This is a genomic window from Rhizobium bangladeshense (assembly GCF_017357245.1).
Classification (GTDB): domain Bacteria; phylum Pseudomonadota; class Alphaproteobacteria; order Rhizobiales; family Rhizobiaceae; genus Rhizobium; species Rhizobium bangladeshense.
In genome coordinates this window covers 708,301-734,061 of record NZ_CP071612.1, presented here as the reverse complement: position 1 = coordinate 734,061, position 25,761 = coordinate 708,301, and the positions used below count along the sequence as shown (strand labels likewise).

Genomic DNA, 25,761 nt, shown 5'->3' with positions numbered 1-25,761 from the left:
CTCGACCACAGCGTCCGCGCCTCGAAAGAATGCGCGGACGCCTCATCGTCTTTCCATCTTCTGCCCTCGGCATCAGCCGCGGCTTGGACGCTTTCCGGCGAAGAGATCGGCATAGCTTCGGATGAGCTTGGTCATGCGGTCGGCTACCGTGCGGATCTCGGGACGATGGCGGTCCTCGGCATTCATCACGATCCATTGGCGGTGGCGCAATTCCGGCAATTCGCCGCCCTGGCGCTGCAAATCGGGATGGAGATCGCCGACGAAACAGGGAAGCACGGCCTTGCCGGCGCCGGCGCGCACCAGATCCGGCAACGAACGCGGTCGGTTGACGGTGGCGACTATACCGGCCGCAGCATGGCTATGCGGCCAGCGCAGATAGGCCGAGATCGCCTCCTCCTCGCCGACGGCAATCCAGCGCTCGTCGGTCTCGGCGGCATTGCGTCTGCTATAGACGGCATAGGCCACCTCCCCGAGCTGGCGAGCGGCAAGATTGCCCTCCTCCGGCTCGAAGGCGCGAATGCCGATATCGCTCTCGCGGTAGGCAAGATTTGCCCTCGTTTCGCCGATGGTGAGCGAAATGGCAAACGCATCGCCCGGCATGCGGATCGCGGCGAAATTCTCCGTCAGGAGCCAGGCGATCCAGGTACCGGCGGTGATCCTAACGGTCGTACCGCCCTCACCCGACTGCCGCCAGGCTTCGACCTTGCGGGCGGCGGCCTCCATCTCCTGAAGGTGATCGAGCAGCGCCTGGCCATCCCCAGTCAGGCGATATCCGGTTTGACTACGCGAAAATAAGGCGCGGCCGACCTCCTGTTCAAGATCGAGCATGCGCCGACCAATGGTCGCAGGGCTCAGCCCGCTTGCGGCACTGGCTCCAGTCAAGCCGCCGAGCCGGGCGACCTGCAGGAAAAGCTGATAGGAATCCCAACTTGCATTTTTCATTATTGAAAAACATAACGTGGATTTCGCTGTTTATAAAGACAAACTTGATGCCTAAATCGTGAGATGTCTTGAATGGAAAGGACATCCCATGATCGACATGATCACCATTGTAGGCGTCCATGGATTTCGCCACCATCGCTGGCCGAGCGGCAGCAAGGCGGACGAGGATCAATTCTATGCCGAGTTCGGAGACAGCAGCACCGTCCGCTTCGCCGCCTGGCTGACCTCGCTCGATCTCATCATCAAGGGCGCCGCGTCAAAGGAAAGACGCCGCAAGGATGGGGCTAAATGCTGCGGCGGCCGTGGCCGTGCTCCTCAGGCGACTTTCCTTGCGCCGAAGTGAGCGGCCGCAGGTTCCGCGCCGATGCGGAAACGCTCGATCAGCGCCATCAGCGTATCGGCCTCGCCGGCGAGCAGGCGGCTTGCCTGCGTGGTGTCGGCAACCATCGACGCGTTCTTCTGAGTCATCTGGTCCATGGCGTTGACCGAACTGTTGACTTCCTGCAAGGCGGCCGACTGATCGCGGCTGGCGGTGGCGATGGTCTCGACATGGCCGCTGATCGCGATGATCTCCTGGCTGATCGAAGCAAGGACGCTGCCGGTCTTCTGGACGAGTTCCGAGCCGGCCGTCACTTCGCGGCTTGACGTCTCGATCAGAGACTTGATCTCGCGCGCCGCGTCAGCCGAGCGCTGGGCAAGCTCGCGGACCTCCTGGGCGACGACGGCAAAGCCCTTGCCCGCCTCGCCCGCCCGCGCCGCCTCGATGCCGGCATTCAGCGCCAGAAGGTTGGTCTGGAAGGCGATATCGTCGATCACCTCGATGATCTGCTCGATACGCTGCGAGGCACCTTCGATGCGCTCCATGGCGGCGACGGCATCACCGACCACGGCGCCGGAATTGTCGGCCGTCTTCTTGGTCGCGGCCACGACATTGTTGGCTTCGCGGGCACGCTCGGCGGAGGAGCGGACCGTGACGGTGATCTCTTCCACCGCCGCTGCGGTTTCTTCGAGACTAGCCGCCTGCGCCTCGGTGCGCTTGGACAGCTCGCCGGCAGAAGCGGAGACGGCGCCGCTGTTGCGCTGTATCGTCGAGGCGCTGTCACGGATGCCGGACAGCGTATCCTGCAGACGCAGAAGGGAAGCGTTGAAATCGACGCGCAGTTGCTCCAGTCGGCCGACGAACGGCGTGCCGATCGTTTGCGAGACGTCACCCTGCGACAAGCGTCCGAGGCCGGCTGCAAGCTGACTGACGGCAAAATCGATCTGGCCGTCGAGCGAGCGCTTGTCAGCATCGTTCCTGGCGCGTTCGGCATCGCTGAGCGCGCGCTGTTCGGAGGCCTCGGTCTCCAGATCGCGCCGGGCGCGGGCGCTGTCGCGGAAGAGCGAGAGCGCCCGACCAATCTCGCCGAACTCGTTCTTCTTCTCGAGACAGGGGACCACCCTGTCGAGATCCCCCGAGGAAATTGTGTGGACGCTCGCGGTCAGCGCCTGCAGCGGCTTTACCGACAGGCGGATCGCATAGAAGGCGAGAACACCCACGAGCAGCATGACGACGGCGCCGATGCCGAGAACCAGGATCAGCAACTCATTCATGCGCTGATAGTAGAACTCCATCGGAATGCCGATGAAGAGAATACCAATATTGGCGCTCGACGCGTTTTTGATCGGGAAGTAACCGGTCATGAATTTGCGGCCGAATAGCTCGGCCGGTCCGTAATACGCCTCGCCCCGGGCGAGAACCGCCTGGGCCGGGTGTTCGGCTGCAAGCTTGGTGCCGACGGCGCGATCGCCGTTTTCCTTCTTCACATTGGTAGATATGCGGACGTAGTCGCCGCCCTGCTTCTGGAAGATCGTCGCGACACCGGCGATCGATTGCGCGGTGCGGTCGACAAGCGAATGATCGGCAAGGACCGGAACCGCCTCTTCCGTGACCGTGGCGAGCTGATTGTCCTTCACCTCGATCTTCGCGGCCGGGTCAGCCGCGCCGTAGAGCACAGCCATCGAGCGGGCGGCGTTCCGGGCGTCGGAGACAGCTCCGTCCATCACGTGGCGGCTCAGATTGTAATAGATCACGCCGACGATGGCGGCCGTGCTGATCGCCAGGAGAAACAATGTGATCGCAACGATCTGGCGAACGATAGACGTAGAGAAAAAGCGCAGCATCAAAACCCCCGACGGCAACGAGGGCTAAATTAGAGGAAAAGCGTTAAGGAAAATTTTCCATAAATCTGGGTCGCCCGAGATATTCGTCCGTCCCGTTTGCGGGCGATTTCTACCCAACACGCAAACGGCCCCGGAAAACCGAGGCCGTTCGGATGACTGGACATCGGCCTTGATCACGCGGCGCGGTAGACCTGCGCTTCGGCAGCCTCACCATGGATCTTGAACTGCTGGATGAGGCGTCGCAGCGCATCGGCCTCGTCGGCCAGTTCGCGGCTGGCGGCGGTCGTCTCCTCGACCATGGCGGCGTTCTTCTGCGTCATCTGGTCCATCTGGTTTACCGTCGAGTTGACACTCTGCAGCGCGTTGGACTGATCATGGCTGGCGCGGGCGATCATCTCGACATGCTGGCTGATCGTGACGATCTGGGCGCTGATCTTGGCAAGCACCGTCCCGGTCTCCTGCACGAATTGCGAGCCGGAGCTGACCTCGCTGGTCGATTTGTTGATCAGGCCCTTGATCTCTTGCGCGGCGGCGGCGGAGCGCTGGGCGAGTTCGCGCACCTCCATGGCGACGACCGCGAAGCCCTTACCGGCCTCGCCGGCGCGCGCCGCTTCGATGCCGGCGTTGAGCGCCAGCAAATTGGTTTGGAAGGCGATCTCGTCGATGACGCCGATGATCTGCTCGATCTGGCGCGAGGCATCCTCGATGCGGCCCATCGCATCGATGGCGTTGTTGACGACGACGGCGGAATCGTCGGCGCTGCGCTTGGCCTGGCGGACGATCTGGTCGGCATCCTTGGCGCGTTCGGCCGACGAGCGGACCGTGACGGTGATCTGATCGACGGCAGCGGCGGTCTCTTCGAGCGAGGCAGCCTGCTGTTCCGTGCGCTTGGAGAGATCCTCGGCCGACTGGGCCATCTGATTGCCGTTGCCCTGGATCAACTCGACATTGTCGCGGATCTGGCTCATCGTCGCCTGCAGGCGCAGCATCGAACCATTGAAATCCTGACGCAGTTGTTCGAGACGGCCGATGAAGGGGGTTTCGATCGTTGTCGAGATGTCGCCCTGCGACATGCGTTCAAGGCCGGCGGCAAGCTGGTTGACCGCGAATTCGATCTGGCGGTCCATCTCGCGCTTTTCGGCGTCGTTGCGCTGGCGCTCGTGTTCGGCGGCAGCGCGTTCCTCGTCGCTCTGTTCCTCGATGCGGATTTTCGAGATGGCATTTTCCTTGAAGATGCCGAGCGCGCGGGCCATGTCGCCGATTTCGTCGTGGCGCTGCTCGCCTGATATGCTGGTATCCAGCGCTCCCTCGGCAATGCGGCGCATGGCGGCGGTAATCTGGCTGATCGGCCGCTGCAAGGTCAGCACCAGGGCGATGCCGCCGAGGATCGACAGCAGGATGCCGAGACCGGTGGTCAGGACCGAGATGCTGTTTGCCTGGGTGCGCTCGGTGCCAGCCGTCTGCTTCTGGAGCTCGGCGAAATCGGTCAGCTTCGTCCAGATCTGGTCGAGTTCCTGGCGGGCGGCGGCATAGGCCGCGACACGCTCGCCGATCGTACCGACGATCTTCGAGCCACCGTTGGAAATGGCGTCGAGCGCAGGCTGGATCGCGCCCGATATGCCTTCGGCAAAGCCCATGCCGTTGGCGCTGGTGGTCAGAACCTGCATGTCCTTGCCGAGCGTGCCGGCCTGCTGCTGCAGGCGAACGAGGTTATCCTTGCTGGGATCGGCGAGGAAATCGGAAAGGACGATCTGCAGCGCATAGACGGAATTTTCCAGGCGCCGCGTATCCTGAAGGACGGAGTTGGTCTGGGCGATGCGGCCTTCGAGCTCGGCGAAACGCTGGGTCGCTTCGCGCATCTTCTGCGTCGCGGTCAGCTGCGTATAGGTCGAGGTCTGGCGGAAGCGCGACACGAGACGACCGAGTTCGGCGATGTTCTCGTCGGTCGGATTGGGCATCTGGGCGATCGCCTTGATGCTGTCGATGGTCGCGGCCAGGGCTTCGACGACGTTCTTCTGATTGGTCGGAACCGAAATGGCGATCAGGCGCTGGGATTTGACGATCTCGGGCATCTGTTCATTGATGAAGGCGATCTTGTCCTGCGGCGTCTGCGGTTTGCTGAAGCCGCTGGCGACGGTGCCGAGGAAATCGCCGCCTTTCAGCAGGCGATCGGCCGTACGAAGGGTAACGGTGGCGTCGCTCTCGTCGCGCTGCAGCGCGCTCTGCAATTCCTCAGCCTGATATGAAACGGTGAATCGGGTGCTGATCAGGCTCTTCTGCGCCGCGTCGATCTGCTCGTGCAGCGCCTGTTCCTGTTCATGCAGGCCCCAAAGCTTGTCGACCACGCCCGAAATGTCATTGGTGCGGCTCGAAGCTTCCGCGAGACTGTCGCGGCCAGCTGCCTCTTCACCGACCTGGTCCAGCGTCTGATCGAGTACGCCCTGCTGCGTCTTCAGATCCGCAAGCAGCTTATCGCGCGCCTCCGGACTGGTGATGCGCAGGAAATCATCCATCGAGCCGTAAAGATCCTTGAACCCGCTCAGCGACTGCAGCACGCTGTTGGAGATTTCCATGCGCCCCTGGAGAAGCCCGGATGCATAAAGGCCGGTCAACCCGACCGCCGAAATGGTGACGACAAAGGGCAGAACGAAGATCAGAACCTTCGTCTTGATCTTGAATCGGGATAGAATCTTGTCAATCAACATAGCGTTCCGGGCCTTTCATACACTACTCCTCCCGCGGGCAGCCATGAGGCGCCAGCCGAGTGCACATCGGACTATTCTACTTCCATTGGGAAACCCGGAGGCCAGGCGGCAGTCATTGCCAGTTCATATCCAAGCAGACTTGGAAACGCCCAAATAATCGCGGGCAATTGTGTCGGATTAGATATTAATTTTCAGATAAACAGTATTGACGGCTTAAGCCAAGGCGGTGAAATAACTGCAAATATGCCCCGCGCGGCCGCAATGTGGCAATCGGAAGCCGGCAAGTTTGCCTTCAGATACGCGGGCAGATCAGATGAAATGGGCGAGCAGCAGCGCCAGGCTGGCGGCGGTCGCGCCGGCTGCGAGCATCAGGTATCGCAGGGTGGCCATCCGGGCGTCAGGTTTTGCCTGGGTGATTGCGATGGCGCGGGCGCGTCGTGCGTTTCTGTTCATGCTCGAAACCTCACTCTTATGACACTACAGTCCAACAAAAAGGCTTGCCGGTAAAGCTTAATTTGGGAACAGCCTTCGCAGCCGGCAATTGAGACAGGATGGCGCACCTCTCTTAAGAAGTCTTGAATCGATATAGCGGATATCTACGCGCATTCACCGGCGGCAAAGCCGGAGGCCCAGGCCCACTGGAAATTATAGCCGCCGAGCCAGCCGGTGACGTCGACGCATTCGCCGATGAAATAGAGGCCGGGCACGGCCCTTGCCTCCATGCTGCGGGAATCGAGCGCCGCCGTGTCGATGCCGCCGAGCGTCACTTCGGCGGTGCGGTAGCCTTCAGAGCCAGAAGGTTTGACGATCCAGTTCTGGGCGCCGGCGGCAAGGCGCTGCAGCGTCCTGTCCGGCAGGTCGGCCATATTGCCGGTAATATTTTCGCGCTCGACGAGAAACTGCGCCAGCCGCTTCGGCAGGATCTCCCCCAACGCCGTCTGGGCCGACTGGCGGCCATTCAGCTGCTTTGCCGTCTTCAGCTGCGCGACGATATCGACATCCGGTTCGACCGCAACGACGATCTCGTCGCCCTCCCTCCAATAGGAGGAGATCTGCAGGACGGCCGGTCCGCTTAAGCCCCGATGGGTAAACAGCAGGGCTTCGCGAAAGGCGGTCCGGCCATGGCGGATTTCAGCCGGGGCGGAAATGCCGGCAAGCGGCGCAATGCTTGCGAGCAGGCCGGGATCGAGCGTCAGCGGCACCAGACCCGGGCGGGTTTCGAGCACGGCCAGGCCGAACTGCTCGGCAAGGCGATAGGCAAGGCCGGTGGCGCCCATCTTCGGGATGGATTTGCCGCCGGTTGCGACGACCAGCGAGGATGCCTCGTAGACGCCTTGGCTCGTGGAGACGCGGAATCCCGCCGCCATCCTTTCGACGCCCGATATTTCGGTGCCGAGCTGCAGCACCGCGCCGACTGCACGCATCTCGTCCAGGAGCATGCGGATGATGTCCTTGGCGCTGTCGTCGCAGAAGAGCTGGCCAAGCGTCTTTTCGTGCCAGGCAATGCCGTGCCGATCGACCATGGCGATGAAATCGGCCGGCGTGAAACGGGCAAGCGCCGATTTGCAGAAATGCGGATTGGCGGACAGGAAATTCTTGGGCCCGGCATGGATATTGGTGAAATTGCAGCGACCGCCGCCCGAGATGCGGATCTTCTCGCCGGGCGCCCTCGCATGGTCGATGACCACGACCGAGCGGCCGCGTTTACCCGCGCGAATGGCCGCCATCATGCCGGCGGCCCCGGCGCCGATGACGATGACGTCGCTTTTGCGCTGCAAACTCTTTTCCCCGATCCAGTCGGCGTCTTCTTTTCCATCAAAGGGCGAAAGTCAACGTTTTCAGCCCCTCGCCAATTGGCAAAGTCCGGCTATGATGGCGCCACGATCAACCAAACCGGTGTGTCATGTCCCCAAAAAAGACGACGCTGAAGCCTGCCAGAAACGTACCCGCCTCGACGAAAACACCTCCGGACCCCGGATCTCTGCGCGGCGTTGCGAACTGGAAGGAAGCAGCACAGTGGCTGCGGGCCAGGGGCATCGAAGACATCGAATGCATCACGCCGGACCTTGCCGGCGTTCCGCGCGGCAAGATGATGCCGAGTTCTAAATTCACCTCGAACACCTCGCTGGCGCTGCCTTCGGCGATCTACCGGCATACGATTTCGGGCGAGTATCCGGAGGAGACGGAAAGCTTCCGATACGAGCCCCGTGACAGCGACCTGAAGCTGATGCCTGATCTGTCGACGCTATCGGTCGTGCCCTGGGAAAGCGACCCGACGGCCCAGGTGATCTGCGACATCGTCGATTCGGATGGCGGGGAAGTGCCCTATACGCCTCGCAACGTGCTGAAGCGGATCATGAGCCTCTATCATGATCGCGGCTGGAAGCCGATCGTTGCGCCGGAGATCGAGTTCTACCTGGTCGCCAAGAATGACGACCCCGACTATCCGCTGCACCCGCCCAAAGGCCGCTCCGGCCGCTCGATTCTCGGGGGCCAGGGCTACTCGATCGCCGGCATCAACGAATTCGACGAGCTGATCGACGACATCTATCATTTCTCCGAGAAGCAGGGGCTGGAGATCGATACGCTGATCCACGAAGAGGGCCCGGCGCAGCTCGAGATCAACCTGCGCCACGGCAACCCGATCGAGCTTGCCGACCAGGTATTTCTGTTCAAACGCACAATCCGAGAGGCGGCGCTCAAGCACGACATCTACGCGACCTTCATGGCCAAGCCGATGCAGGGCCAGCCGGGGTCGGCGATGCATATCCATCAGTCGGTCGTCAATATCGAGACGGGCAGGAACGTCTTTTCCAATGCGGACGGATCGGCCTCGAAGGAATTCTTCCATTTCATCGGCGGCATGCAGAAATTCGTGCCGAGCGCGATGGCGATGCTTGCGCCCTATGTGAACTCCTACCGGCGCCTGCAACCCGACATGTCCTGTCCGGTCAACAATGCCTGGGGCTACGACAACCGGACGACGGCCTTCCGCGTTCCGGTTTCAGATCCGCAGGCGCGGCGGGTGGAAAACCGGCTGCCGAGTTCCGACGCCAATCCCTATCTGGCGCTTGCCGCCTCGCTCGCCGCCGGCCTGCTCGGTATCATGAAACAGATCGAACCGACGGCGCCGACGGAGGATTCGGCCAATGAGGGCTCGATCGATCTGCCGCGCGGCCTGCTGGAAGCCGTCGCGCTGATGGAGGATGAGCCCGCCTTTGAAGAGGTGTTCGGCAAGCAGTTCATTGGCCTTTATGCCGGTGTCAAGCGGGGCGAGTTCGAGACCTTCATGCAGGTGATCAGCCCCTGGGAGCGGGAGTTTCTTCTGCTTAACGTGTGAGGGATGTCATGACACCGCAGCAGATGTGGCAGAGCCCGATCGCGCCCGGGCTGACCTGGTATCAGGCAACCGTCGGGGAGCGACCGACCTACGCCGCTCTCGACGGCTCGAGGACATGCGACGTCGCTATTGTCGGCGGCGGCTATACCGGCCTCCAGGCCGCCTATAACCTCGCCAGGTCAGGCGTTTCGGTGGTGCTGATCGAGGCCTGGCGCTTCGGAGACGGAGCGTCGGGGCGCAATGGCGGTCAGCTCGGCACCGGCCAGCGATGGTGGCCGGAAGAGCTTGAGGAAAAAATCGGCTACGAACGCTCGAAGGCGCTGTTCGATGTCGCCGAGGCGGCCAAGCGCCATCTTCTCGATTTCGCCGGAGAACATCAGATCGAGATCGATTATGTGCCGGGCCAGCTCAACGTCGCACACAAGGCAAGCTACGAACGCGACTATCGTGAGAATGCCGAAATCGCCGCTCAGCGCTACGGCTATCCGCACCTGAGCTTTATGGACGGCAAGGAAACGCAGGAACGGCTCGGCTCGAAGCGATTCCACTGCGGCGTGCGTGATGTCGGCACCGGCCATATTCATCCGCTGAAGCTGCTCATCGGGCTGGCGCGAGTGGCCGCCAATGCCGGCGCCGCCATCTTCGAGATGACCCCGGCAAAAGCGGTCCGCCAAGGCGGCGGCAAGGTGACGATCGAAACCGAAAAAGGGACGATCACCGCCGAGCGGGCGCTGATCGCCTGCAACGGCCATATCGGCAATCTGGAGCCGGTGACGGCAAGCCATGTCATGCCGATCCGCTCCTTCATCGGCGCCACCGTTCCACTCGAAAACTATCCTGATGTGCTGCCGGGCGGCGAGGCTGTCGCCGATTCGCGCTTCGTCGTGCGCTATTTCCGCAAATTCGAAGGCCGCCTGCTGTTCGGCGGACGCGAGGCCTACACGGCAGACAATCCTCGAGACATATCGCAGCATATCCGTCGGCAGATCGGCGAAATCTATCCTGACCTGAAAGACATCGAGATCACCCATGCCTGGGGAGGCAGCGTCGGCATTACCATGCCGCGCCAGCTTTTCGTGCGGGAGGTGATGCCCGGCGTCACCTCGATCGGCGGTTATTCCGGCCATGGCGTCATGCTGTCAAACTACTGTGGCAAGCTCTACGCGGAAGCGGTGCTCGGAAAATCCGGCGATCTCGACCTGTTCAAGTCGCTCGATATTCCCGCATTCCCCGGCGGAGCCTGGATGCGGGCGCCGTTGCTTTTCCTCGCCTTGTCGTGGTTTGCGCTTCGCGACAAGTTTTAGTCCGATTGCGGATTTCCTCTTCCGGGAATTCGCTCTAAAACCGGTGCCTGACAGATTCATTGCACTGCACACTGGCTTTTTTAAATCGATTAGATTAAAAGGGCCGCCAACCAGCCTGATTGAGAGACAAGCTCATGAGCAGCCAGATCATTCCCGTTGAGCCTTTTGATTACGTCGTCTTCGGCGGCAGCGGCGACCTTGCCGAGCGGAAGCTTTTGCCTGCGCTCTACCATCGCCAGATCGAGGGTCAGTTCTCGGAACCGACGCGCATCATCGGTGCCTCGCGCAGCCCGCTTTCGCATGAAGAATACCGCAAGTTTGCCAAGGATGCGCTGACGGAGCACCTGAAGAAGGGGGAATATGACGAAGCGGAGGTGGAGAAGTTCTGCGCTCGCCTCTACTACGTCTCCGTCGACGCCCGTACCGATACTGGCTGGGATCAGCTGAAGAAACTGCTCGACGAAAGCCGGGACCGGGTGCGCGCCTTTTATCTGGCGGTCGCGCCCGGCATCTTCGGCGACATTTCGCAAAAGATCCACGATCACAAGCTGATCACCAGATCGACCCGCATCGTCGTCGAAAAGCCGATCGGCCGCGACCTCGCCTCGGCGCTGCAGCTCAACGACACGATCGGCCGCGTCTTCAAGGAAGAGCAGATTTTCCGCATCGACCACTATCTCGGCAAGGAGACGGTGCAGAACCTGATGGCGCTGCGTTTCGCCAATGCGCTCTACGAGCCGCTGTGGAACGCCAACTACATCGATCATGTGCAGATCACCGTGGCGGAATCGGTCGGCCTCGAGGGCCGCGCCGGCTATTACGATACGGCCGGCGCGCTGCGCGACATGGTGCAAAACCATATCCTGCAGCTGCTCTGCCTGACGGCGATGGAAGTGCCCTCGTCGATGGATTCAGAAGCCGTTCGCGACGAGAAGCTGAAGGTGCTGCGCGCCTTGAAGCCCCTCGACGCCTCCAATGTCGAGCAGGCGACGGTTCGCGGCCAGTATCGCGCCGGCGCCTCCGGCAGCGGCCCGGTCAAGGGCTACCTCGAAGAACTCGAAGGCGGCGTCTCGAATACCGAGACCTTCGTCGCCATCAAGGCGGAAATCAACAACTGGCGCTGGGCCGGCGTGCCCTTCTATATCAGAACCGGCAAGCGCCTGACCGGCCGCATGTCGGAGATCGTCATCACCTTCAAGCCGATCCCGCACGCGATCTTCGACCAGGCAGCCGGGCGCATCGTCGCCAATCAGCTGATCATCCGCCTGCAGCCCGATGAAGGCGTCAAGCAGTCGCTGATGATCAAGGATCCGGGTCCGGGCGGCATGCGCCTGCGCAACGTGTCGCTCGACATGAGCTTCGCCCAGGCGTTCAACGTCCGCAATCCAGACGCCTACGAGCGTCTGCTGATGGACGTGATCCGCTCCAACCAGACACTGTTCATGCGCCGCGACGAAGTCGAGGCCGCATGGAAATGGGTGGACCCGATCCTCAAGGGTTGGGAAACGACCGGCCAGCAGGTGCAGGGCTATACGGCCGGCACCTGGGGCCCGAGCCAGGCCATCGCGCTGATCGAGCGCGACGGCCGCACCTGGCATGACGACATCTAGGACGACATCGATGGCATCGACCCTGCATTCCTTCGCCAGTGCCGCAGACCTCGCCAGCAGCCTCGCCGAGAAGGTCGCCGATAAGCTGTCGGCGGCAATCGCCGCCCGCGGTGCGGCGTCCATCGCCGTTTCCGGGGGCTCGACTCCGAAGGCCTTCTTCCAGGCGCTTTCGGCGCACGACATCGCCTGGGACAAGGTGACGATCACGCTGGTTGACGAACGTTTCGTGCCGGCCGACAATGCGCGCTCGAACCATTTGCTGGTCGATGCCAACCTCTTGCAGAACAAGGCGAAGGCGGCGCGTTTCGTGCCGCTTTATCAGCCAGCATCCTCGGTCGGGGAGGCCGCCCGGCTTGCCACGGTAAAGAGCGCCGAAATCGGCATCCCCTTCGACGTCGTCATCCTCGGCATGGGCGGCGACGGCCACACGGCCTCGTTCTTTCCCGGCGGCAGCAATCTTGCCCGGGCGCTCGACGCGTCGACGCCGCGCAGCGTCATCACCATGGAGGCGGAAGGAGCCGGAGAGCCGCGCCTGACCTTTACCTTCTCCAGTCTTCAGGATGCCGCACTCCTGGTGCTCCATATCGAGGGCGAAGGCAAAAAAGACGTTCTCGCCAAGGCGGAAGGCAGCGGTGACGAGGCAGAAATGCCGATCCGCGCCGTTCTGCGCCGGGCCGCTTCCCCGGTCGAGATCTACTGGGCTCCCTGATCGGCCCCAGAACCGGGTCCGGATTAAGGCCGGAGCCGCCGAAAGAGATAGAGACAACGAATAAGGCAGGGATTTTCCATGTCCGCTCATGCACGCATTTCTGCGATCACCGATCGCATCGTCGAACGCTCCAAGCCGACCCGCGAGCGCTACCTGGAACGTGTGCGCGCCGCCGCTTCCAAGGGTGTGCAGCGCTCGGTGCTCGGCTGCGCCAACCTCGCCCACGGCTTCGCGATCTGTTCCCCCGCCGAAAAGGACGCGCTCGCCGGCGACCGCATACCCAATCTCGGCATCATCACCGCCTATAACGACATGCTCTCGGCCCACCAGCCGTTCGAGACCTACCCGGCGATCATCCGTGAGGCGGCCGCCGAGGCAGGCGGTGTCGCCCAGGTGGCCGGCGGCGTGCCCGCCATGTGCGACGGCGTCACCCAGGGACAGCCGGGCATGGAGCTTTCGCTCTTCTCGCGCGACCTGATCGCCATGGCGGCGGGCGTCGGCCTGTCGCATAATATGTTCGATGCCGCCCTCTTCCTCGGCGTCTGCGACAAGATCGTCCCGGGCCTCGTCATTGCGGCGCTGTCCTTCGGCCATCTGCCGTCGATCTTCGTCCCCGCCGGCCCGATGACGACGGGACTGCCGAATGATGAGAAGTCGCGTGTGCGCCAGCTCTTTGCCGAGGGCAAGGTCGGGCGCGCCGAACTGCTGGAGGCGGAATCGAAATCCTATCATGGTCCCGGCACCTGCACCTTTTATGGCACCGCCAACTCCAACCAGATGCTGATGGAGATCATGGGTTTCCACTTGCCCGGGTCCTCCTTCATCAATCCCGGCACGCCGCTGCGCGAAGCACTGACGCGCGAAGCCGCCAAGCGGGCCCTGGCGATCACCGCGCTCGGCAACGAATTCACGCCAGCGGGCGAGATGATCGACGAGCGCTCCGTCGTCAACGGCGTCGTCGGCCTGCATGCCACCGGCGGCTCGACCAATCATACGCTCCATCTCGTCGCCATGGCCCGGGCAGCCGGCATCCAGCTGACCTGGCAGGACATTGCCGAACTTTCGGAAGTCGTGCCGTTGCTGGCGCGCGTCTACCCGAACGGCCTTGCCGACGTGAACCATTTTCAAGCCGCCGGCGGCATGGGCTTCCTCATCAAGGAACTGTTGAAGCACGGCCTGGTGCACAACGACGTGCGCACCGTCTTCGGCCAGGGCCTCGAAGCCTATACGGTCGATGCCCGCCTCGGCGAAAACAACAACGTCCTGCGCGAGCCGTCGCCGGAGAAGAGCCACGATCCGAAGGTGCTTTCCAGCATCGAGACGCCTTTCCAGGCGAATGGCGGGCTGAAGATGCTGCGCGGCAATCTCGGCAAGGCTGTCATCAAGATCTCCGCCGTCAAACCGGAGCGCCATGTCATCGAAGCGCCGGCGATCGTCTTCCACAGCCAGCAGGAACTGCAGGACGCCTTCAAGGAAGGCAAGCTCAACCGCGATTTCGTCGCCGTCGTCCGTTTCCAGGGACCGAAGGCGAACGGCATGCCGGAACTGCACAAGCTGACGCCGCCGCTCGGCGTGCTGCAGGACCGCGGATTTCGCGTGGCGCTGCTCACCGACGGGCGCATGTCCGGCGCATCCGGCAAGGTGCCGGCGGCGATCCACGTCACGCCGGAAGCGGTCGACGGCGGCCCGATCGCCCGCATCAGGAACGGCGACATCATTCGTCTCGACGCGATCAAGGGCACGCTTGAAGTGCTCGTCGATGCGGCTGATCTGGCCGAACGCGAGCCGGTGAGCATCGATCTCTCCGATAATGAATTCGGAATGGGCCGCGAGCTCTTCGCTCCTTTCCGCCGTGCCGTCGGCGCTTCGGATCAGGGCGCCAGCGTGCTCTTCCACTGAAGCGACATTGGAGCGGTTCAGCTTTTCACCGAAGCGCAGAACCGCTCTAGCCTTTTGTTCTTGCGCAATTCCGGACGGAAAACCGCTTCGCACTTTTCCTGGAATTGCTCTAGTTTGAATAAACAAAACCCGCGGAGCGCCTGAAGCGTCCCGCGGGTTTTTCTATGACCGGTCCGAGACTATCCGTCAGGCGCGGATGTCGAGGACGTAATCCTTGTGCGCCGGGTGGGTGCTGTAGACGAAGATCTTGTTCAGCTCCTTCTGCGTCAGCAGACGCAGGAAGCGGACCTCGATCGTGTTGTTGGCGTTGACCTTCATCAGCAGGCAGCCGACCTTGGTGATGCGGGCATCCGGAATGTCCAGATAGAACTGCTTCGGCAGGTTGAACTGGGTCAGGATTGCGAGTGTCGCGCTGCTCATCGAGATGCGGACAATATCGCAGCGGCGCGAAGCCGCATGCATGACGCCCTTTTCCGTATATTCGATGCGCGCGGCGTTCATGGTGTCCTCCATCTTGAACCGCGCCTCGCGGTCATACATGAAGGATTCTTCCTTGCTCAGGAAATGAGATCTTGGCTGTGACGGATTGGAAGCGGCCACGTGCTTATCCCCCTCATAAATCGATGAGGAAAAGGTAGCAGCCGATCTTTAACAGAAAGTGAGAATTCGGCCGCCCGTGCACAATTCCTGGGATTACCACCCCAAAAATGGCCGCTTCATTTCCGGTATGTATGGCCGGTCGCGTCAAAGAGATGGAGCTTCTGCCGATCGGCGGCAAAACGCATCTTCTGGCCCTTATGGACATCGTAGATGCCTGGCAGCTTGACGACGATCGGCTCGCCGGGAACCAGGCCCTCGATATAGAGCAGCGTTACTTCGCCGAGCGCTTCGACGATCGACACCTCGCCCTCGAAAACATAGTCGGCGCCGTCGGCGATCCTCAGATCTTCGGGACGGACGCCGAAGCTCGCCTGCTTGCCCTTCTCGGACGCGTCGGTCGCCACATCTAATGTCACCGACATGCCGCCGGTCAGCGTCACGGTCGTCTGGCTGCCGGTTTCCGCGATCGTGGCGGGAATGATGTTCATGGCGGGCGAGCCGATGAATTTCGCGACGAAGAGGTTGGCGGGGCGCTCGTACAGCTCCAGCGGTGCGCCAACCTGCTCGATATTGCCGGCGGAGAGGACGACGATGCGGTCGGCGAGCGTCATCGCCTCGACCTGGTCATGGGTGACGTAGATCATCGTCGTATCGGCCATCTGCTCGTTGAGACGGGCAATTTCGATACGAGTGGCGACCCGCAGCGCGGCATCGAGGTTGGACAGCGGCTCGTCGAACAGGAAGACCTTGGGATCGCGGCAGATGGCGCGGCCGATCGCCACGCGCTGGCGCTGGCCGCCCGACAGCGCCTTCGGCAGCCGGTCGAGATATTTGGTCAGCTGCAGGCTCTCGGCCGCAGCGCGGACGCGGCGTTCGATCTCCTGCTTGTTTTCGCCGGCGATCTTCATGCCGAAGGCCATGTTGTCGTAGACGGTCATGTGGGGATAGAGCGCGTAGGACTGGAAGACCATGGCGATGCCGCGCTTCGACGGCGGCACGTCATTGACGAGCTGGCCGTCGATATACATCTCGCCGCCGGTGATCGCCTCGAGGCCGGCGATCATGCGCAGAAGCGTGGACTTGCCGCAGCCGGACGGACCGACGAAGACGATGAATTCGCCCTGCTTGATATCGAGGTCGATACCATGGAGAACATCCACGGAACCGTAGGATTTGCGGATGTCCTTCAGTGTCAGTCCAGTCATTTTTCTCTCCCCTCCTGATCCTTAGGCGAGACGGGCGAAATACGCCCCCCAGGCCGGAATATCGATCTTGTCGCTATAGTTGTTGCTGATAAAGCCATGGCCCGTCAACGCCTGCCATTCTCCCGCAGGCAGAGTGACGCTGGTCTCGGCCGGACTCATGTTGAAAATGCAGAGCAGCTTCTCGTCGCCATATTCGCGGGTGAAGACCAGACTATCGCCCTGAACATCCTCGAATTCGATCTCACCCTTGGCAAAGGCCGGGTGTTGCTTGCGGAAAGCGATGAAGCGGCGATAGTGCTCCAGCACCGAAGTTTCATCGCCCTGCTGGACGCTAACGGCGCGCAGAATGTGCTCGACCGGCACCGGCAGCCAGGGCTTGACGGTGGAAAAGCCGCCCTGGGCGACGTGGCTGTCCCAGACCATCGGCGTGCGGCAGCCGTCGCGGCCCTTGAATTCCGGCCAGAACTGAATGCCATAGGGATCCTGCAGATCCTGATAGGCGAGATCGGCTTCCGTCAGGGCCAGTTCCTCGCCTTGATAGAGGCAGACGGAACCGCGCAGCGTCATGAGCAGCGAGGCATAGAGCTTGGCGAAAGCGTCATGATCGGCGACCAGTCCGCCCCAGCGGCTGACGTGACGCATGACGTCGTGATTGGAGAAGGCCCAGCAGGCCCAGCCATCGGGTGCGGCGGCTTCGAAATCCTCCATCACCTCCTCGACGCGCTCCGGCGTCAGCGGATCGGGCGCGAGGAACTCGAAGGCATAACACATGTGCATCTTGTCATTGCCGGAGGTGTATTCGCCAACGATTTCGAGGCCGCGCTGGCTGTCACCCACCTCACCGACGGCGGCGATCGCCGGAAACTCTTCGAGGACGGCGCGGAAACGCTTCAGGAAGGCAAGGTTCTCCGGCCGGTTCTTGTCGTAGATGTGCTCCTGGAAATTATAGGGATTGACCGCCGGCGCCGTCGACGCGTTGCGCCGCTCGGGCGCAAGGGCGGGATTGTCGCGCAAGAGCGGGTCGTGGAAATAGAAATTGATGGTGTCGAGGCGGAAGCCGTCGACGCCGCGATTGAGCCAGAAGCGCACGACATCCAGCAGCCGGTCCTGCACCTCAGGATTATGCAGGTTCATGTCCGGTTGCGAGGTCAGGAAATTGTGCAGGTAGTACTGCATGCGCGTCGGATCCCACGCCCATGCGGAACCGCCGAAGATCGACAGCCAGTTGTTCGGCGGCGAGCCATCGGGCTTGGCGTCGGCCCAGACATACCAGTCTGCCTTGGCGTTGGTCTTGCTGGACCGGCTTTGCACGAACCAGGGGTGCTGGTCCGAGCTGTGGGAGATGACGAGGTCGATCATCACGCGGATGCCGAGGCGATGGGCCTCAGCGATCATGGTGTCGAAATCCACCAGCGTGCCGAAGATCGAATCGACATTCTCGTAATCGGAAACGTCGTAACCGAAATCGCGCATCGGCGAGGTGAAGAAGGGCGAGATCCAGATCGCGTCGACGCCGAGGCTTGCCACATGCGGCAGACGGGCGGTGATGCCCTTCAGGTCGCCGATGCCGTCGCCGTTCGAATCCTGGTAGGAGCGCGGATAGATTTGATAGATCACCGCGCCGCGCCACCAGTCCTTGTCGGCGGTCAAGATCGATTGAGAAGCCACGTTCATAAGTTATCCTGTTCGTCACATTTGGGGATTGGTCAGCCGCCCTTGACCGAGCCCGCCAGCAGACCACGCACCAGATAACGCTGCAGTCCGAAGAAGACGAGCAGCGGCACGACGATGGTGACGAAGGCCGACGCCGTCAGAATCTCCCAATTGCCGCCGCGCGAGCCGAGCAGCGCGTTCAGGCTGCCGGTCAGCACGAGGTGATCCTTGTCGGTGCCGAGGAAGACCATGGCGACAAGGAGATCGTTCCACACCCACAGGAACTGGAAGATGGCGAAGGAGGCGAGTGCCGGGAAGGACAAAGGCAAAACTATGCGCGTGAAGATCTCGAAATCGCTTGCGCCGTCGACGCGGGCGGATTCGATGATCTCTTTCGGCAGGCCGGCAATATAGGCCCGCAGCAGAAAGATGGCGAGCGGCATGCCGAAAGCGGTATGCGCCAGCCAGATGCCGGGATAAGTCTTCGACGGCTGGCCGAGCATATTGCCGACCTCGTTATAGAGGCGCAGCAGCGGGATCAGCGACATCTGCAGCGGCACGACGATGAGGCCGACGACGAGGGCTATCAGCAGCGCGCGGCCGGGAAACTCCATCCAGCTCAAGGCATAGGCGGCAAAAGCGGCAATCAGGATCGGGATGATCGTTGCCGGGATCGTCACCGTCAGGGAATTGATGAAGGACTGGCCGATGCCTTCGCCGGTTAGAACCGTATTGTAGTTCTGCAGCGTGAATTCCGGCGGCGCTGAGACGGACACGTAGATGCGCCGCGGCCGCTCGTCAGGCGAAAAGGCCGTGTTCTTCATGTAGCGATAGCTGCCGTCGCTGTTGATCTGCAGCGTTTCGCCGTCGCCGAGATCGGCGGTCATACCGGCGTCGAAAGCGGCCGGCTGCTGCACGCGGTTACCGAAGGCTTTTACCGAGCGGCCGGTCTGCCCTTCCAGCACATTGCCCGAGATGACGTAGTTGGCGCCTTCCTGCCGCTGCTGGTCGGGCGTGCCCAGGCGCACGGCGACGGTCTGCGTCGAGCCGACGAAGGCTGTCCACCAGCCGGAGACGACGATCTGGTCCTTGTCGCGCAACGCGCTGACGAAGATGCCGAGCGTCGGGATCAGCCAGATGATGACGATCAGCAGAACGGCGAGGTGAACGAAGAGGCGGGCGGGGCCGATCTTGAAGTAACTTCCGACAGCGGTCATCTCAATGGCCCTTCAGTTCGCGATTGGCACGGCGCACGTTCCAAATCATGATCGGCGTGACCGCGAGCATGATGATGATGGCGATGACGGCGCTTCGGCCGGAATCGCCACCGCCGCGGAACATCCAGTCGAACATCAGGTTCGCCAGCACCATCGTCTGCCATTGGCCGTTGGTCATGGTCAGCACGATGTCGAAGACCTTGAGGACGAGGATGGTGATCGTCGTCCAGACGACGGCGATGGTGCCCCAGACCTGCGGCACCATGATGCGCCAGAAGATCTGCCAGCCATTGGCGCCGTCGATGACGGCGGCCTCGATCGTCTCCTCGGGGATGCCGCGCAGCGCGGCCGACAGGATGACCATGGCGAAACCGGTCTGGATCCAGATCAGGATGATCATCAGGAAGAAGTTGTTCCAGAAGGGAACCGAGATCCAGACTTCGGGCGTGCCGCCGAAAAGCTGGACGATGGCGTTCAAGAGGCCGATCTGAACGTCGTTGCCGCCGCGATACTCATAGATGAATTTCCAGATGACCGAGGCACCGACGAAGGAGATCGCCATCGGCATGAAGACGATGCTCTTGGCGATATTGCCCCACCAGATGCGATCGGTCATTACCGCGATGACGAGGCCGAAGAAGGTGCAGGCGGCCGGCACGACGGCGAGCCAGAGGATGTTGTTAAAGATCGACTGGCGGAATTCGCGGTCGCCAATCGCCCATTTATAGTTGGCGATACCGACGAACTGCAGACCGGTACGGTCATAAAAGGAGAGAATGAAGGTCGCAACGACGGGATAGACGAGGTAGACGAAAAGCAGGAAGAGCGCCGGGCCGAGAAACAGCCATGGCCGGATGACAGCGCGGCGGTTGAGATTGCGCGATGCGGCGCGCACGTCGCCGTCGCTCACCGGCAATGCGAGATCCAGGATCTTGTTGGAAAAATAGAAATAGGCCGAGCACGCGACAACGGCGACGAACACGACGACCAAAGCGGACACTATCTGCGACAGCATTTCGTCCCTCCCCTGCTTCCCCTGATCTATTCCGATCGACGTTCATTCTGACGGGTCAAGGCCGGTCACCGTCAATCCATTCGTATTGCCCAATCACAATATTCCTGCGATGGCCGGGCTGTTGGCGAGCCCGGCCAGTCATGCAGGCCATGCCGCCGGCAAACCGGCGGCATATCTGACTGATTACTTGATGCCGTCCCAGGCGCTCTGGATTTCGCCGGCCGCCTCTTCGGCGGACTTGCCGCCGACGAAATCGACCATGCCCGTCCAGAAGGCGCCGGCGCCGATCTTGCCCGGCATCAGGTCGGAACCGTCAAAGCGGAAGGTAGTGGCGGAAGTCAGGATCTCGCCTTCCTTCTTCATCTGCGGATTGGCGTAAGCCTCGGTGCTGACGCTCTTGTATGGCGTGAGGAAACTCGATTGCGCCATCCATACCTCGTGCGCGATCGGGGTCTTCAGGAAGTCGATGAAGGCACGAGCCGCCTTCGAATCCTTGGCGATCGAGACGAGCGTGCCGGCGCCGAGAACCGGCTTGCCGAGTTCCGGTTTCGAGGCATAGGTCGGCATGTAGAAGAAGTCGGCATCCTGGCCGAGTTTCGTGCCCTCAGGGAAGAAGGACGGAATGAACGAGGCCTGATGGTGCATGTAGCACTTCGGCGGAACGGCGAAGAGGCCCTTCGGGCTGTCGCGGAAATCGGTCGAAGCCACGGCAGCCACGCCGCCATCGACATATTTCTCGTTCTTGGCGAACTTGCCGAACTCGTCGATCGCGGCAACGACGGCCGGATCGGTGAACTTCAGCTCGTTGGTCGTCCACTTGTCATAGGCTTCGGGCGGCTGCATGCGCAGCATGATGTCCTCGACCCAATCGGTCGCCGGCCAGCCGGTGGCGCCGCCGGAGCCAAGACCGATGCACCAGGGAACGCCGCCGTCCTTGACGATCTGGTCGGTCAGGGCATGCAGCTCTTCCATGGTCGTCGGAATCTTATAGCCGGCTTCCTCGAAATTCTCCGGAACGTACCAGACGAGCGACTTGACGTCGGCCTTGTAAGGGAAGGAATAGAAAGCTTCCTTGCCATCCTTGCCCTTGTAGGTGCCGTAACCGACCCAGCTGTCGCCTGCGCCGTAATTGTCCTTGATCCATTTGGAATTGTCGTCACCGAGCGGCGTCAGAAAGCCCTTGCTGGCGAGATCGGCCAGAAGGCCCGGCTGCGGCAGAATGGCGATGTTCGGCGGCGAGCCCGCCTGCGTGTCGATGACGATCTGCTGTTCGTAGTTTTCGGAAGAAGAGTACTTTGCGTCGACCCCGGTCGCTTCGGTGAAATAGGCGAGAACGCTCATGAAGAACGCCTCATCCTCTCCGCGCCACGGCCCGAAGATCGTCAGCGGCTGCCCCTTCAGATCGGCATGCGCGGCCTTGAACTCGTCATAGCTCTTCCAGTTGAATTTGGAATCCTGTCCAGGGGCAAATTTCAGATCGGCCGCGGACGCAGCTCCAGCAAAGAGCGCCGCAACGGCAACGCCCATCAAAAATGACTTTTTCATGTGATCAACCTCCCATCACAATCCCAACCGCGCCGAATTTCCTTAAGAAAGAAATTTCAAAGCGCTTTGACACCCAACTCATTTCACTTTCGGTGGAATGAAGTCAAGTCATTTCGCGAAAATCCCTCCCGAGCGCAGGAAATATCCCGGCGCAGCAGCGCCTATCGTGGAAATATGGAGCGATTTTTCTTGAGTCAAGCGCTCGAGATGATACATAATTGAAAGCGCTTTGGATGCCATTTAAAGGCGGGAGGCCTTTTAAGGCGGCTGAGGGCGGGCCGGGAGGAAGCATAGCAGGTGAATCTCAAACAGCTATCGGAAATGCTTGGGCTTTCGCAGACGACGGTGAGCCGGGCGCTGAACGGCTATCCCGAGGTCAATGAAGCGACTCGGGAGCGCGTGCTTCAGGCCGTCAAGGAAACCGGATACCGGCCGAACAAGGCTGCCCAGCGGCTCGCAACCGGCAAGGCAGGCTCGATCGGCCTCGTCATGCCGACGGCGCCGGGCCACCAATCCGACGTCCATTTCGGCGAATTTCTGGCTGGGCTCGGCGAGGAGGCCGTGCGCCATGATTTCCATTTCGTCATCATGCCGTCCGACCCGGATGATGAGGTAGCGGCGCTCCGGCGGCTTGCGATCAGCGGCAATGTCGACGCGCTGTTCATTGCCTATATGCGCGCTCACGACCCGCGGCTCGCCATGCTGAAATCGCTCTCCATGCCCTATGTCGTGCACGGCCGCTCCTTCGGCGCGGAGCCGGATTATCCCTATCTCGACATTGATAACGAAGGGGCTTTCTACGACGCGACGCGGCTCTTGCTGCAGCTCGGCCATACGCGCTTTGCCTTGATGAACGGTCCAATGCATCTCGATTTCGCCATCCGCAGAAGGAACGGCGTCATCTCAGCCCTTGCCGAACGCGGCCTCACGCTCGAGGAGCATTGCATGAACCACGCGCTGATGACGGACGAACAGGGCCTGCTGGCGATGGAAAGGTTCCTGCAGCTTCCGGAGCGGCCGACGGCGATCCTCTGCTCCAGCACGGTGATGGCGCTCGGGGCAATCCGCGCGGTCAACCAGGCGGGATTGCGGCTCGGCGACGACATTTCGCTGATCGCCCATGACGACGTGCTGCCGCTATTGAAGCCGGAAAACTTCTCGGTGCCGCTGACGACGACACGCTCCTCGCTGCGGTCGGCAGGCGTCCGCATCGCGCAGCGGCTGATCGGCACAGTGAAACAGGGCGGCCCCTTCCCCGACCAGGAGCTGTGGAAAACCGAACTGATCGTCAGGGCCTCGACCGGCCCTGCCCCGCAGACATAGAGCATTCTCTGTTTGGCAAGTCCGGAGAAGAGCTAGCGCGACCCCAGGTAAAGCGGCGACCCGTTAACAGGAAGTTCGCGTAACGACGGTGCCTCTCGCTTTCACAGGGAGGGGCCATGGGTGATCAATTTCCAAGCCAAGAGCCCGTAGGTCGATGGACGAAGGGGCTTTTTGCAGCGGATTGCCGTCACGAAAGGGCGGCGGTTGAACGATTGCAGTCTATCCAGACGATTTCGACGGGCGTCGCCGAAAGAGCTGATCCCAGATGTCGTACCCCGCAGGGACAATCCCGATCAGCAGTGCAGCGGCCAAATCGAACCGTGGAACAAACGCCAGGATGACTGCGCAGAACGCGACAAGCGTCCCGAATGCAAATATTGCAAAAAACCGGCTTCTGTTCATCGGTCTATCCTTTCGGAATGGGCCAGACACTGCGTCATCTCTGTCCTCCATAGAGCAAATTCGGCAGCATGTAGACGATGCTCGGGAACAGATAGATGATCACCATGCAGAGAATGACGATCAACATATAGGGCATCATGCCGCGGAAGATGTCGGTCAGTTTGACATGCGGAGGCGAGACGCCCTTCAAGTAGTATGCCGACATCGCCATGGGTGGTGATAGGAAGGCCGTCTGCAGGTTGATTGCCACGAGGATACCGAAGAACAGCGGATCGATCCCGAAATGCGGCAGCAGCGGAATGAAGATCGGGATGAAGATGACGATGATTTCAGTCCATTCCAGAGGCCAGCCGAGAAGGAAGATGATGATCTGGGCCAGGATCAGGAACATCAGCGGCGACATGTCCAGGCCGGTCACGAAGTCACTGATGAACTGTTGGCCGCCGAGATAGGCGAATACCGATGCGAAGGTCGCCGAACCGACGAACAACCAGCAGACCATCGCGGTCGTTCGCGCCGTCAGATACACCGACTCCTTCAGTCGCTGCCAGGTCAGCGCCCGATAGGCCGCAGCAAGCGCCAGTCCCCCCAATGCGCCGATTGCGGCGGCTTCCGACGGCGTCGCCAGGCCAAAGAGAATGGCACCCAGCACCGCAAGAATCAGAAAGGCGAGCGGCGCGAAGGATGTAAGCATCATCCAGGCGAGTTGGACCGGCGTGTGCTCGCCCACATCTTCTTTCGTTGGCCGCGGCGCCAGTTGCGGCTGCAGGATTGCTCGCACCACGACATAGATGAGATAAAGCCCGGCCAGGGCGAGGCCGGGCAGGAGCGCCGCCGCGTACATTCGGACGACCGAGATCCCGGAGGTGGCCGCATAGACGATCAGCAGGATGGAAGGCGGGATCAGGATCCCGAGCGTGCCGCCCGCGCAGATCACGCCCGTCGCGTAGCGCACGTCATATTTTGCCTTCAGCATCGCTGGTAGGGCGAGCAGTCCCATCAACGTCACCACGGCCCCGACGATGCCGGTTGCCGTGGCAAAGAGTGTGCAGGTGGCCAGGGCCGCGACCGCCATCGAGCCGGGCACCTGGCGCGTGACGCTGAATAGCGTCGTGAACAGCCGATCGACGATGTTGGCTCGCTCGACGATGTAGCCCATGAACAGGAACAGCGGGATAGCCGTCAGCACGTCGTTCTGGATGACCGAGTAGGTCTGGTTGACGAACAGATCGAAGATCCGGTTGTTGAAGAAACCGCCGATCCAGGTCTCCGCCAGTGTAAAGGCATCGCCGCCGGATTCGAGCGCGCGGTCATAGCCGCGCCACATCCGGCCGGCATCGAAATAGGCATAGTATCCGAAGCCGACACCCAGAGCCATCAAGGTGAACGCCACCGGAAAGCCGAGGAAGATGGCGAGGATCAGGATGAGGAGCATCCCGACGGCGATATGTGCATCCGTCATTGAGCGTCCCGATCCCGTGGTTCACGTCCAGCGTCAAGTTCCCGCGACGGAAGGAAACCCTCGTCCTCGGACTTGAGCACGTCCAGGCTTTTTGTTTCCAGTAGTACCTTTTCCAGTTCTTCGACATCTTCGGCCTGCTTCGGCCATTCGCCCGTCCTTATGCAGAGAATGCAGCGGAAGACTTGCGCCACGCCCTGCAGGAACAGGAGAATGCCGGCGGCGACGATCACGGCCTTGAACTCGAAGATCGGCACACCGGCGGGACTGTTGGAACTGACCTCCAGATAGCGCCAACTGCGTGCGGCATATTTCCAGCCCGAGAACACAAGCGCGGTTATACCGGGAAAGAAAAAGATGAAGTACAACACCAGTTCCAGCCTGGCCTGCATCCGCGGTTTCCAGAGCCGGTAGATGAAGTCGCCGCGCACATGGCCATCACGCGAGAGGGTATACGCTCCCGCCATCATGAAGATCGCTCCATAGAGCATGTAGCTCAGATCGAAGGCCCAGGGGGTCGGCGCGCGAAAGAGGTAGCGTGCAACAACCTCATAGCCGACGCCGAAGGCCATGATGAGTATCCCCCACGCGAACACCTTGCCGAACCACGCCGACAAATCGTCGGCGAATGCAATGTAACGGAGCATGCAAGCGCCTCCCTAACCTCGAT

20 protein-coding genes are annotated in these 25,761 nt (G+C 61.4%); 7 read left to right on the top strand and 13 right to left on the bottom strand.

Annotation, left to right across the window (positions count from 1 at the left end):
- Positions 1-72: 72 nt before the first annotated feature.
- Positions 73-942, bottom strand: a complete 870-nt coding sequence (locus tag J2J98_RS03555) for a LysR family transcriptional regulator (RefSeq protein ID WP_064709913.1) — start codon at positions 940-942, stop codon at positions 73-75.
- An 88-nt stretch (positions 943-1,030) separates the two neighbouring features.
- On the opposite strand from J2J98_RS03555, the gene J2J98_RS03550 reads away from it, so the two are divergent.
- Positions 1,031-1,285 carry a hypothetical protein gene (locus J2J98_RS03550; protein WP_207602350.1) on the top strand — a complete coding sequence of 85 codons (255 nt, stop codon included), beginning with the start codon at positions 1,031-1,033 and terminating at the stop codon, positions 1,283-1,285.
- Here J2J98_RS03550 and J2J98_RS03545 read toward each other — a convergent pair.
- From J2J98_RS03545 to J2J98_RS03530, 4 genes are all read right to left on the bottom strand, one after another.
- On the bottom strand, positions 1,258-3,105 hold the full coding sequence (locus J2J98_RS03545; protein WP_138395552.1) for a methyl-accepting chemotaxis protein: 1,848 nt from the start codon (positions 3,103-3,105) through the stop codon (positions 1,258-1,260). The two genes, J2J98_RS03550 and J2J98_RS03545, sit on opposite strands and share 28 nt — an antisense overlap.
- Positions 3,106-3,278: 173 nt before the next feature.
- A complete protein-coding gene (locus J2J98_RS03540; RefSeq protein WP_207602349.1) occupies positions 3,279-5,810 on the bottom strand; it encodes a methyl-accepting chemotaxis protein in 2,532 nt (843 codons plus the stop codon).
- 309 nt (positions 5,811-6,119) lie between these two features.
- A complete protein-coding gene (locus J2J98_RS03535) occupies positions 6,120-6,263 on the bottom strand; it encodes a hypothetical protein (protein ID WP_207602348.1) in 144 nt (47 codons plus the stop codon).
- Between the two features lie 143 nt (positions 6,264-6,406).
- Positions 6,407-7,588: a BaiN/RdsA family NAD(P)/FAD-dependent oxidoreductase gene (locus J2J98_RS03530; RefSeq protein ID WP_207602347.1), complete on the bottom strand. Its 1,182-nt coding sequence runs from the start codon at positions 7,586-7,588 to the stop codon at positions 6,407-6,409.
- Positions 7,589-7,713: 125 nt separating this feature from the next.
- Between J2J98_RS03530 and J2J98_RS03525 the strand changes: the two genes are divergently transcribed.
- The 5 genes from J2J98_RS03525 (at position 7,714) to edd (ending at position 14,672) form a co-directional block, all read left to right on the top strand.
- Positions 7,714-9,150: a glutamine synthetase family protein gene (locus J2J98_RS03525; protein WP_064709908.1), complete on the top strand. Its 1,437-nt coding sequence runs from the start codon at positions 7,714-7,716 to the stop codon at positions 9,148-9,150.
- Positions 9,151-9,158: 8 nt separating this feature from the next.
- Entirely contained in the window at positions 9,159-10,454 is a 1,296-nt protein-coding gene (locus tag J2J98_RS03520; protein WP_138395548.1) for an NAD(P)/FAD-dependent oxidoreductase, read from the top strand.
- 134 nt (positions 10,455-10,588) lie between these two features.
- The gene (gene zwf, locus J2J98_RS03515; protein ID WP_064709906.1) at positions 10,589-12,064 is read left to right on the top strand and encodes a glucose-6-phosphate dehydrogenase; all 1,476 of its coding nucleotides are present in this window, start codon (positions 10,589-10,591) and stop codon (positions 12,062-12,064) included.
- A gap of 10 nt (positions 12,065-12,074) precedes the next feature.
- On the top strand, positions 12,075-12,773 hold the full coding sequence (gene pgl, locus J2J98_RS03510) for a 6-phosphogluconolactonase (protein ID WP_207602346.1): 699 nt from the start codon (positions 12,075-12,077) through the stop codon (positions 12,771-12,773).
- Between the two features lie 78 nt (positions 12,774-12,851).
- Positions 12,852-14,672 carry a phosphogluconate dehydratase gene (gene edd / locus J2J98_RS03505; RefSeq protein ID WP_207602345.1) on the top strand — a complete coding sequence of 607 codons (1,821 nt, stop codon included), beginning with the start codon at positions 12,852-12,854 and terminating at the stop codon, positions 14,670-14,672.
- Between the two features lie 186 nt (positions 14,673-14,858).
- Here edd and J2J98_RS03500 read toward each other — a convergent pair whose 3' ends face one another.
- From J2J98_RS03500 to J2J98_RS03475, 6 genes are all read right to left on the bottom strand, one after another.
- Positions 14,859-15,212, bottom strand: a complete 354-nt coding sequence (locus tag J2J98_RS03500) for a hypothetical protein (protein WP_009996042.1) — start codon at positions 15,210-15,212, stop codon at positions 14,859-14,861.
- Between the two features lie 176 nt (positions 15,213-15,388).
- Positions 15,389-16,477, bottom strand: a complete 1,089-nt coding sequence (locus tag J2J98_RS03495; RefSeq protein WP_064709903.1) for an ABC transporter ATP-binding protein — start codon at positions 16,475-16,477, stop codon at positions 15,389-15,391.
- 21 nt (positions 16,478-16,498) lie between these two features.
- Positions 16,499-18,151: a beta-galactosidase BglA gene (gene bglA / locus J2J98_RS03490; RefSeq protein ID WP_207602344.1), complete on the bottom strand. Its 1,653-nt coding sequence runs from the start codon at positions 18,149-18,151 to the stop codon at positions 16,499-16,501.
- Between the two features lie 32 nt (positions 18,152-18,183).
- Positions 18,184-19,347 (bottom strand): carbohydrate ABC transporter permease, encoded by a 1,164-nt coding sequence (locus J2J98_RS03485; RefSeq protein WP_064709901.1) that lies wholly within the window; start codon positions 19,345-19,347, stop codon positions 18,184-18,186.
- A gap of 1 nt (position 19,348) precedes the next feature.
- Positions 19,349-20,362: a carbohydrate ABC transporter permease gene (locus J2J98_RS03480; RefSeq protein ID WP_207602343.1), complete on the bottom strand. Its 1,014-nt coding sequence runs from the start codon at positions 20,360-20,362 to the stop codon at positions 19,349-19,351.
- Between the two features lie 183 nt (positions 20,363-20,545).
- Positions 20,546-21,907 carry an ABC transporter substrate-binding protein gene (locus J2J98_RS03475; RefSeq protein WP_064710796.1) on the bottom strand — a complete coding sequence of 454 codons (1,362 nt, stop codon included), beginning with the start codon at positions 21,905-21,907 and terminating at the stop codon, positions 20,546-20,548.
- A 297-nt stretch (positions 21,908-22,204) separates the two neighbouring features.
- On the opposite strand from J2J98_RS03475, the gene J2J98_RS03470 reads away from it, so the two are divergent.
- Positions 22,205-23,230 carry a LacI family DNA-binding transcriptional regulator gene (locus J2J98_RS03470; protein WP_138395543.1) on the top strand — a complete coding sequence of 342 codons (1,026 nt, stop codon included), beginning with the start codon at positions 22,205-22,207 and terminating at the stop codon, positions 23,228-23,230.
- 436 nt (positions 23,231-23,666) lie between these two features.
- Here the strand turns inward: J2J98_RS03470 and J2J98_RS03465 are convergent, their stop codons facing one another.
- Both J2J98_RS03465 and J2J98_RS03460 read right to left on the bottom strand, forming a co-directional pair.
- The gene (locus J2J98_RS03465; protein ID WP_064710793.1) at positions 23,667-25,094 is read right to left on the bottom strand and encodes a TRAP transporter large permease; all 1,428 of its coding nucleotides are present in this window, start codon (positions 25,092-25,094) and stop codon (positions 23,667-23,669) included.
- Entirely contained in the window at positions 25,091-25,738 is a 648-nt protein-coding gene (locus J2J98_RS03460) for a TRAP transporter small permease subunit (RefSeq protein ID WP_207602342.1), read from the bottom strand. The genes J2J98_RS03465 and J2J98_RS03460 overlap by 4 nt, the downstream gene beginning before the upstream one ends.
- Positions 25,739-25,761 lie beyond the last annotated feature (23 nt).